This window comes from Streptomyces sp. CO7 (genome assembly GCF_053474865.1).
Genome location: NZ_JBRIOU010000007.1, coordinates 199,407 through 208,439, shown reverse-complemented (window position 1 = coordinate 208,439; position 9,033 = coordinate 199,407). Strand labels below are relative to the sequence as shown.

10 protein-coding genes are annotated in these 9,033 nt (G+C 73.0%); 7 read left to right on the top strand and 3 right to left on the bottom strand.

The features are described 5' to 3' along the window. Positions 1–736, bottom strand: a 736-nt coding sequence (locus tag ACOV8S_RS24785) for a serine/threonine-protein kinase (RefSeq protein WP_448320448.1), incomplete at its 3' end; no start/stop codon positions are given. A gap of 438 nt (positions 737–1,174) precedes the next feature. Between ACOV8S_RS24785 and ACOV8S_RS24780 the strand changes: the two genes are divergently transcribed. The 3 genes from ACOV8S_RS24780 to ACOV8S_RS24770 all read left to right on the top strand — a co-directional run bounded on the left by ACOV8S_RS24780 (position 1,175) and on the right by ACOV8S_RS24770 (position 4,309). Next, positions 1,175–1,441 (top strand): hypothetical protein, encoded by a 267-nt coding sequence (locus tag ACOV8S_RS24780; protein ID WP_351112646.1) that lies wholly within the window; start codon positions 1,175–1,177, stop codon positions 1,439–1,441. A gap of 307 nt (positions 1,442–1,748) precedes the next feature. Then, positions 1,749–3,137: an aldehyde dehydrogenase family protein gene (locus tag ACOV8S_RS24775; protein ID WP_448320415.1), complete on the top strand. Its 1,389-nt coding sequence runs from the start codon at positions 1,749–1,751 to the stop codon at positions 3,135–3,137. A gap of 89 nt (positions 3,138–3,226) precedes the next feature. Continuing rightward, positions 3,227–4,309 carry a zinc-binding dehydrogenase gene (locus tag ACOV8S_RS24770; protein ID WP_351112641.1) on the top strand — a complete coding sequence of 361 codons (1,083 nt, stop codon included), beginning with the start codon at positions 3,227–3,229 and terminating at the stop codon, positions 4,307–4,309. An 84-nt stretch (positions 4,310–4,393) separates the two neighbouring features. Here ACOV8S_RS24770 and ACOV8S_RS24765 read toward each other — a convergent pair whose 3' ends face one another. Then, positions 4,394–5,035, bottom strand: a complete 642-nt coding sequence (locus ACOV8S_RS24765; protein WP_448320413.1) for a TetR/AcrR family transcriptional regulator — start codon at positions 5,033–5,035, stop codon at positions 4,394–4,396. A 90-nt stretch (positions 5,036–5,125) separates the two neighbouring features. Between ACOV8S_RS24765 and ACOV8S_RS24760 the strand changes: the two genes are divergently transcribed. The 3 genes from ACOV8S_RS24760 (at position 5,126) to ACOV8S_RS24750 (ending at position 7,636) form a co-directional block, all read left to right on the top strand. After that, a complete protein-coding gene (locus tag ACOV8S_RS24760; protein ID WP_448320411.1) occupies positions 5,126–6,277 on the top strand; it encodes an acyl-CoA dehydrogenase family protein in 1,152 nt (383 codons plus the stop codon). Between the two features lie 82 nt (positions 6,278–6,359). Next, entirely contained in the window at positions 6,360–6,647 is a 288-nt protein-coding gene (locus ACOV8S_RS24755) for a YiaA/YiaB family inner membrane protein (RefSeq protein WP_448320410.1), read from the top strand. Between the two features lie 356 nt (positions 6,648–7,003). Continuing rightward, a complete protein-coding gene (locus tag ACOV8S_RS24750; protein WP_448320408.1) occupies positions 7,004–7,636 on the top strand; it encodes a TetR/AcrR family transcriptional regulator in 633 nt (210 codons plus the stop codon). Between the two features lie 92 nt (positions 7,637–7,728). Here ACOV8S_RS24750 and ACOV8S_RS24745 read toward each other — a convergent pair whose 3' ends face one another. Continuing rightward, a complete protein-coding gene (locus tag ACOV8S_RS24745; protein WP_448320406.1) occupies positions 7,729–8,190 on the bottom strand; it encodes a MaoC family dehydratase in 462 nt (153 codons plus the stop codon). A 133-nt stretch (positions 8,191–8,323) separates the two neighbouring features. Between ACOV8S_RS24745 and soxR the strand changes: the two genes are divergently transcribed. Then, complete coding sequence (gene soxR / locus ACOV8S_RS24740; protein WP_448320404.1) at positions 8,324–8,788, top strand: redox-sensitive transcriptional activator SoxR; 465 nt, start codon at positions 8,324–8,326, stop codon at positions 8,786–8,788. The last annotated feature ends 245 nt before the right edge of the window (positions 8,789–9,033 follow it).

The following is a 9,033-nucleotide window of genomic DNA, read 5'->3' as shown; positions in this document are numbered from 1 at the left end:
GACACCCCGCTGACCACGCTGCGCGCGGTGGTCGACGAGCCGCCGGGTCCTTGCGCAGCAGCCCGTCGATCACCACGGCGAGCGGGCCCGCCCAGCGCGGCGGGGCCGGCGGCTCGTCGACCACCGCGCGCAGCGTGGTCAGCGGGGTGTCCTGGCGGAAGGGGGAGCTGCCCTCCACCGCCGCGTAGAGCAGCACGCCCAGCGACCACAGGTCGGCCTCGGGCCCCGAGGGGCGCCCCAGCGCGCGCTCCGGGGCCAGGTACTCGGGCGAGCCGATCACCTCGCCGGTCCGGGTCAGCGCCGTGTCGCCGGCCAGCGTGGCGATGCCGAAGTCGGTGAGGACCACCCGGCCGTCGTTGCCGATGAGCACATTGGCCGGTTTCACGTCCCGGTGGAGCACCCCCACCTCGTGCGCGGCCCGCAGCGCGGCCAGCACGTCCGCTCCGATCGCCGCCGCCCGGGCCGGCGTCAGGGCGCCCTCGGCCTCCAGCACGTCGGACAGGGACAGGCCGCGGACCAGCTCCATCACGATCCAGGGGCGTCCGCCGTCGGTGACCACGTCGTACACGGTGACCACCGAGCGGTGCGAGACGCGGGCCGCGGCCCAGGCCTCGCGCTCCAGGCGGGCGTACAGACGGCTCACCTCGTCGTCCGGCAGTCCGGCCGGGGCGCGGACCTCCTTGACGGCGACCTCGCGGCGCAGGACCTCGTCCCGGGCCCGCCACACCGTGCCCATGCCGCCGCTGCCGAGGGTGGACAGCAGGCGGTAGCGGCCGGAGACGAGGCGGTCCGCGTCCGGTTCCTCAGTCAAGGGTCACCTCTTTCTCCAGGACCGGTGAGGACCGGTGCGCCGGTTCACCACGGGAACGCTTTTCGGAACGCTTTCCCGGGGTACGGGGTCTGCCGGGGCGTAACCTCCCCGGTGTTCTGCCCGCCGACGGCGTCGGCGATGCGCGACGGGCGTCACCCGCGGTGACCTGCGATCCTGGTGCCGAGGACCGGACGGCTGCTGTGCCGGTTGTCCAACTCGCCCTGAAACTTCATGCATCGGGTGAGGAGTTGTCAACCGTCTTGCGGAAAAGGTGAATTCTGTGATCGAGATGCGCCATCCCCCACCAAGGACGATAAGGTTGCCCTGCCCGGGCCGGGTGGACTCGTACGGGTGGGGAGTGTCATGGATCAGATAACGATGCGTAGCAGGGCGCGTGTCCCTGCGATCACCTGCGGAAGCAGTGCGACCAGTTCGCGCCTCGACCGCCACCTCTCGGTGCTGTCGGGTCCCGCCGTACCGCAGCGCGAGACGCTGGAGGCCACCACGCTGATGCGTGAGCTCACGGCACGTGACGTGCCGCGGGAGCGGAGCAGGGTGCACCGCGTCCAGCGCGTGTCGCTCTTCGCGCCGCTGCGCCGGCTCACCCGCTCGCTCTTCGGGGGTCGCTGACCCCCACCGCTCCACACCGCCGGTTCTCCGCTGCGCGCAGACACTCCCGCCGTCCCCACGGCTCGCAGCGGAGGGCCGGCCTCGTGCTGCGTCCGGACGCTGTGCGGACGCCGCCGATCACCGTGTGAACCTTGTCTCTCCTCCCAGACCGGCCCCGCCCGCTCTGGCCGTCAAAGCAAGCGCTCGCTAACTTGAGCGGCGGACGACGCCCCCCGGCTCCCGGCTCCTTCCTCCCGCTCCCGGCCTCGACCGGGCGGGAGAACCGCCGTCGGCAGGGGGAACCCCATCCCGCCCGGAGGACGCACTGATGAAGGCACACGACGGCATGTACATCGACGGAGCCTGGAGGGCGGCCGTCGGGCCGGACACCATCGCCGTCCTGAACCCCGCCGACGAGCAGGTCATCGCCCAGGTGCCCGCCGGATCGGCGGAGGACGTGGACGCCGCGGTACGGGCCGCGCGCGCCGCGCTGCCGGGCTGGGCGGCCACCCCGCCCGCCGAGCGCGCCGCCCGGCTGGCCGCCCTGAGGGACGTGCTGGCGGCCCGCAAGGACGAGATCGCCGAGACGGTCACCGCCGAACTGGGCTCCCCGCTGCCGTTCTCGCAGAAGGTGCACGCCGCCTCGCCGATCGCGGTCTGCGGCTCCTACGCCGAGCTGGCCGCCTCCTTCCCGTTCGAGGAGAAGGTCGGCAACTCCACCGTGTACCAGGAGCCGATCGGCGTGGTCGCCGCGATCACCCCCTGGAACTACCCGCTGCACCAGGTCGTCGCCAAGGTCGCCCCCGCGCTGGCCGCCGGCTGCACGGTCGTCCTCAAGCCGGCCGAGGACACCCCGCTGACCGCCCAGCTCTTCGCCGAGGCGGTCCACGAGGCCGGGGTCCCGGCCGGCGTCTTCAACCTGGTCACCGGCCTCGGCCCGGTCGCCGGACAGGCGCTCGCCGAGCACGACGGCGTCGACATGGTCTCCTTCACCGGCTCCACCGCCGTCGGCCGCTCCATCGCCGCGACCGCCGGGGCCGGGCTGAAGAAGGTCGCCCTCGAGCTCGGCGGCAAGTCCGCCAACGTGATCCTGCCGAGCGCCGACCTCGGCAGGGCGGTCGCCGTCGGCGTCGCCAACGTCATGGCCAACTCCGGCCAGACCTGCAGCGCCTGGACCCGGATGCTGGTGCACGAGGACCGCTACGAGGAGGCCGTGGAGCTCGCCGCCCAGGCCGCCGCCAAGTACGGCGACCGCATCGGGCCGCTGGTCAACGCCAAGCAGCAGGCGCGGGTGCGCGGCTACATCGAGAAGGGCGTCGCCGAGGGCGCCCGCCTGGTGGCCGGCGGCCCCGAGGCGCCCGCGGACAAGGGTTTCCGCGTCGCCCCCACCGTCTTCGCCGACGTCACTCCCGAGATGACGATCGCCCAGGAGGAGATCTTCGGCCCGGTGCTGTCCGTCCTGAAGTACCGGGACGAGGACGACGCCGTGCGCATCGCCAACGGCACCGTCTACGGGCTGGCCGGCGCGGTCTGGGCCGCCGACGAGACAGAGGCCGCCGCCTTCGCGCGCCGCCTGGACACCGGGCAGGTCGACATCAACGGCGGGCGCTTCAACCCGCTCGCCCCCTTCGGCGGCTACAAGCACTCCGGCGTGGGCCGGGAACTCGGCGCGCACGGGCTCGCGGAATTCCTGCAGACCAAGTCCCTCCAGTTCTGAGTCCCGCACCTCGCGTCCCCGCACCTGCGCGTCCCCGCAGCTCTGCGTCCCGCACGTCCGAGTCCCTCACGTCTAGGAGCGTTCCTCCCATGGTTCTCGCCGCCGTGGCGCCCGCGATCGGCGCCCCGCTGGAAGTCACCGAGATCGAGCTGCCGGAGACCGGCCCCGGCCGGGTCCGGATCCGGCTCGCCGCGGCCGGGGTGTGCCACTCCGACCTCTCCATCGCCAACGGCACCATGCGGGTGCCGCTGCCGGCCGTCCTCGGGCACGAGGGCGCGGGCACCGTGACGGAGGTGGGGGAGGGCGTCACCCACGTGGCGGTGGGCGACCAGGTGGTGCTCAACTGGTCGCCGTCCTGCGGCAGCTGCCCGTCCTGCGCACTGGGCGAGGTCTGGCTGTGCGCCCGCTCGCTGGACGGGGCCTCCGCCCCCTACGCCCGCCGGGCGTCGGACGGCCTGGAGCTGTACCCCGGGCTGAACGTGGCCGCCTTCGCCGAGGAGGCGGTGGTCGCCGCCAACACGGTGCTGCCGCTGCCGGAGGGCATCCCGCTGACCGACGCGGCGCTGCTGGGCTGCGCCGTCCTCACCGGCTACGGCGCCGTGCACCACGCGGCGCGGGTGCGGGAGGGCGAGACGGTCGCCGTCTACGGCGTGGGCGGCGTGGGCCTCGCCACGGTCCAGGCGGCGCGCATCGCCGGGGCGTCCAAGGTGATCGCGGTGGACGTCTCCCCGGCCAAGGAGGAACTGGCGCGGGCGGCCGGCGCGACGGACTACGTCGTCGCCTCGGAGCAGACGGCGCGGGAGATCCGCGCCCTCACCGGCAAGCAGGGCGTCGACGTGGCGGTGGAGTGCGTGGGGCGTGCGGTCACCATCCGCACGGCCTGGGAGTCCACGCGCCGCGGCGGCCGCACGACGGTGGTCGGCATCGGGGGCAAGGACCAGCAGGTCACGTTCAACGCGTTGGAGATCTTCCACTGGGGCCGCACCCTGGCCGGCTGCGTGTACGGCAACTCCGACCCGGCGCGGGACCTCCCGGTGCTGGCGGAGCACGTCCGCGCGGGGCGGCTGGACCTCGGCATGCTGGTCACCGACCGCATCGGTCTCGCGGACATCCCCTCCGCCTTCGACAACATGACCGCGGGCAAGGGCGGCCGCGCGCTCGTCGTCTTCTAGCCCACCGCTCCACCGCTCCACCGCTTCACCGCGCCCGGGCCCGCCGTCACGGGGGGCCCGGGCCGGCCCTCCCGCGGGGCCCGCTCATCGCGTGTCGCGCACTTCCTCGTACTGCCGCTCCAGCCCGTCCAGCAGCGCCCGCAGCCCCGTGTCGAAGGCGCGCTCGTCGATCTCCTCCTGCCGCCCGGCCAGCAGGTGCGCCTGGCCGAGGTGCGGATAGTCCGCCGGGTCGTAGGCCGTCTCGTCCCCGACGAAGCCGCCCGCGAACGAGCCCAGCGCGGAGCCCATGATGAAGTACCGCATCAGCGCGCCGACGGAGGTGGCGTGGGCCGGCGGCCAGCCCGCCTCGACCATCGCCCCGTACACCGCGTCCGCCAGCCGCAGCGCCGCCGGGCGGCGCCCCGGCCCCCGCGCCAGCACCGGCACGATGTTGGGGTGCCGGCGCAGCGCGGCCCGGTAGGAGGCCGCCCACTCCCGCAGGGCCTGTCGCCACGGCGTGCCGTTCTCGAACATCAACAGGTCGACCTGCGCGCTCACCGCGTCCGCCGCCGCCTCCAGGATCTGGTCCCGGCTGTGGAAGTGGTTGTACAGCGAGGGCCCGCTCACCCCCAGCTCCGCCGCGAGCCGCCGCGTGGAGAGGGCGGCCAGACCCTCGGCGTCGACCAGGGCCAGGGCCGTCTCGACGATCCGGCCGGTGGACAGCAGCGGCGTGCGGGGACGTGGCATGACGCACATCGTAGAGTCTCGACCGATTAAACTAGCAGTGCTAATTTAACGCGGAACAGGAACACCGACTCGACCGTGGGGTGGCGCACCGTGAATCTGGGGCTCAGCGAGGAACAGACGGCGGTTCAGGAGCTCGCCCGGGACTTCGTGGCACGGGAGATCGCCCCGCACGTGGTCGCCTGGGACCGCGCCGAGCAGGTGGACCGCTCGATCGTGAAGAAGCTGGGCGAGGTCGGCTTCCTGGGCCTGACCATCGACGAGGAGTACGGCGGCTCCGGAGGCGACCACCTGGCCTACTGCCTGGTCACCGAGGAGCTCGGCCGCGGCGACTCCTCGGTGCGCGGCATCGTCTCGGTCTCGCTCGGCCTGGTCACCAAGACCATCCAGAGCTGGGGCACCGAGGAGCAGAAGCGGGAGTGGCTGCCGCGGCTGACCGCGGGCGAGGCGCTGGGCTGCTTCGGCCTCACCGAGCCGGGGACCGGCTCCGACGCCGGCAACCTCACCACCCGCGCGGTGCGCGACGGCGACGACTACGTCATCAACGGCACCAAGATGTTCATCACCAACGGCACCTGGGCGGACGTGGCGATCGTCTTCGCGCGCTCCACCGACGCCCCCGGCCACAAGGGCGTGTCCGCCTTCCTGGTGCCCACCGACACCCCCGGCCTGACCCGCAACACCATCCACGGCAAGCTCGGCCTGCGCGGTCAGGCCACCGCCGAGCTGGTGCTGGAGGACGTGCGGGTGCCCGCCTCCGCGCTGCTCGGCCCGGAGGGCAAGGGCTTCACCGTCGCGATGTCCACCCTGGCCAAGGGCCGGATGTCGGTCGCCGCCGGCTGCGTCGGCATCGCCCAGGCCGCGCTGGACTGCGCCCTGGAGTACGCGGGCCAGCGCGAGCAGTTCGGGAAGACCATCGCCCACCACCAGCTGGTGCAGGAACTGCTCGCCGACATCGCGCTCGACGTGGACGCCGCCCGGCTGCTGGTGTGGCGGGTGGCCGACCTGATCGACCGCGGGCTGCCGTTCACCGTCGAGGCGTCCAAGGCCAAGCTGTTCGCCTCCGAGGCGGCGGTGCGCTGCGCCAACAACGCGCTGCAGGTCTTCGGCGGGTACGGCTTCATCGACGAGTACCCGGCCGGCAAGCTGCTGCGCGACGCCCGGGTGATGACCCTCTACGAGGGCACCAGCCAGATCCAGAAGCTGCTGATCGGCCGCGACCTGACGGGCGTCTCGGCCTTCTGACGGCCGAGTGAGTACGCCGGACCACCGGCGACTGAGTACGCGGGCGGATGTGCCAGGGGCGCGTCCGCCCGATGCTTCTTCCATGACCGAGACACCCGTCAAGCAGCAGAGCACCGCGGCCTTCTACGGCCAGGCGGTGGCATCGTTCCTCGTCGCGCTGAGCGCGACCTGCATCGGCATCGTGAAGATGGAGGCCAGTGCCTGGGTGCGCGGCTTCTTCGCGGTGGCCGTCCTCTACCTGGTCACCTCGGCCTTCACGCTGGCCAAGGTGATCCGCGACCGTCAGGAGGCGGGCGCCATCGTCAGCCGGGTGGACCAGGCCCGCCTGGAGAAGCTCCTCGCCGAGCACGACCCCTTCCACAAGCTCTGACGCCCCTTCGCGAGCTCCGGCGGCCCTCCGGCCGGACCTCGGCCCCGCTCGTCTAGGGCCTGTCCGGCGGATCATGCCGTTCTTGCTGCCGGTTCGCATGTCAGCGGGCCTGAGCGGGGTCTGGTGCGTGCGGCTGCAAGGCGGAGGAGGGAGGCGACGCGGAGCGTCGTCGACCGACGACAACGCCGCAGACGTGCGTGCCAGGCCCCGCGACCCACGTGCATCATCCGCCGGACAGGCCCTAAGCGCCCGCTCAGACTCCGGCGGTATGGTGGTCCCCCGCACGTACGGCGTGCGGTCCGGAGGGTCTTCGTCCAGGGTGATCGGGACGGGGAGCGAGAGAGGCGAGGCGAGCGATGAGTACGGCGGAGGAGACGACGTCCGGCGGCGGCGAGCAGCAGCCCTGGGCCGAGGTCACACCCGAGGCCGCCCGGCGCCTGCTGGTGGCCGCGGTCGACGCGTTCGCCGAGCGGGGCTACCACGCCACCACGACCCGTGACATCGCGGGCCGCGCGGGCATGAGCCCGGCCGCGCTCTACATCCACTACAAGACCAAGGAAGAGCTGCTCGCCCGGATCAGCCGGATCGGTCACGAGAAGGCCCTCGCCATCCTGCGCACCGCCGCGGACGGCGAGGGCACGGCCGCCGAGCGGCTCGCCGAGGCGGTCGGCTCCTTCGTGCGGTGGCACGCCGCCCAGCACACCACCGCGCGGGTGGTGCAGTACGAGCTCGAGGCGCTCGGCGAGGACTCGCGCGACGAGATCGTGGCGCTGCGCAAGGAGGTGGACGCGCAGGTGCGGCGGATCATCAAGGACGGTGTCACGGCAGGGGAGTTCGACGTGCCGGACGTCCAGGGCGCCACGCTGGCGATCATGTCGCTGTGCATCGACGTGGCCCGGTGGTTCCGGGTGGACGGCCGCTGGACGCCCGACGAGGTCGGCGTGCTGTACGCCGACCTCGTGCTCAACATGGTGGGCGCCAAGCGCTGATCCGCCGCGCCGATCCGCCGCTCGGGTCCGGTCGCTCGGGGCCGGTCGCGCGGTGGCGGCCTGGTGCCGAGGCGCCGCGCGGGGCCGGAGGGCTAGAGGTAGTAGCGCGACACCGACTCGGCGACGCAGACCGGCTTGTCGCCGCCCTCACGCTCGACGGTGAAGGCCAGCGAGAGCTGCACGCCGCCGGGCACGTCCTCGACGTTCGTGATGGTCGCCGTGGCGCGCAGCCGGGAGCCCACCGGGACGGGGGAGGGGAAGCGGACCTTGTTGGTGCCGTAGTTCACGCCCATCTTCACGCCCTCGACCGCGATCAGCTGCGGGCCGAAGAGGGGCAGCAGCGACAGGGTCAGGTAGCCGTGCGCGATCGTGGTGCCGAAGGGGCCCCGGGCGGCCTTCTCCGGGTCGACGTGGATCCACTGGTGGTCGCCGGTGGCCTCCGCGAACAGGTCGATCCGCTTCTGGTCGACCTCGACCCAGTCGGTGTGCCCGAGCTGCTCGCCCACGGCGGCCTTCAGCTCGTCGGGGGAGGTGAAGATCCTCGGCTCTGCCATGTCGCTGTCCCTGGCCTCTCGCGTCTGCGGTGAACTGAGCGCTGATGCTAAGCGACTGCTTAGCATGGTTCCGGTCCGCGCTCCTGTCAATGCCGGACGCCGGTGTCCCGGGCGCGCTGGGTAGGGTCGGCCCGTGCCCCAGATCCCCGCCAAGGTCCAGGAACTCACCGTCGGTCAGCTCGCGGCGCGCAGCGGCGTGGCGGTGTCGGCGCTGCACTTCTACGAGGCCAAGGGGCTGATCACCAGCCGCCGCACCCCTGGGAACCAGCGCCGCTACACCCGCGACACCCTGCGCCGCGTCGCCTTCGTGCGGGCCTCCCAGCGGGTGGGGATGCCGCTGACCGCCATCCGCGACGCCTTGGCCGAGCTCCCCGACGGCCGCACGCCCACCCCCGAGGACTGGGCCCGCCTCTCCGAGCTGTGGCGCGCCGAGCTGGACGAGCGCATCAGCCGCCTGGAGCGGCTGCGGGACCACCTCACCGACTGCATCGGCTGCGGGTGCCTGTCGATGCGCACCTGCGCCCTGTCCAACCCGGACGACACCATCGGCGCCGGACTGACCGGCTCCCGGCTGGCCCCCGAGGCGGGGAAGGGGTGAGCGGGCCCGCGCGCCCGCGCGGAGCCCTGGCTCCCATTTCCCGATCCCTCTGTACCGGGCCGGTTTGTTCCTGCACGATGATGATCGCCCGACTGCCCTTGTCCGCGGCCTTCCGCAGCCCTCTTCCCCGCAGGAGCACCACCCCGTGACCGACCAGCCCCAGCAGCCTCCGTACCCGCAGGACGGACCCAAGGGCCACCAGCCCCCGCCCGGTCCGCAGGGGCCCGGCTACGGCTATCCGCCCC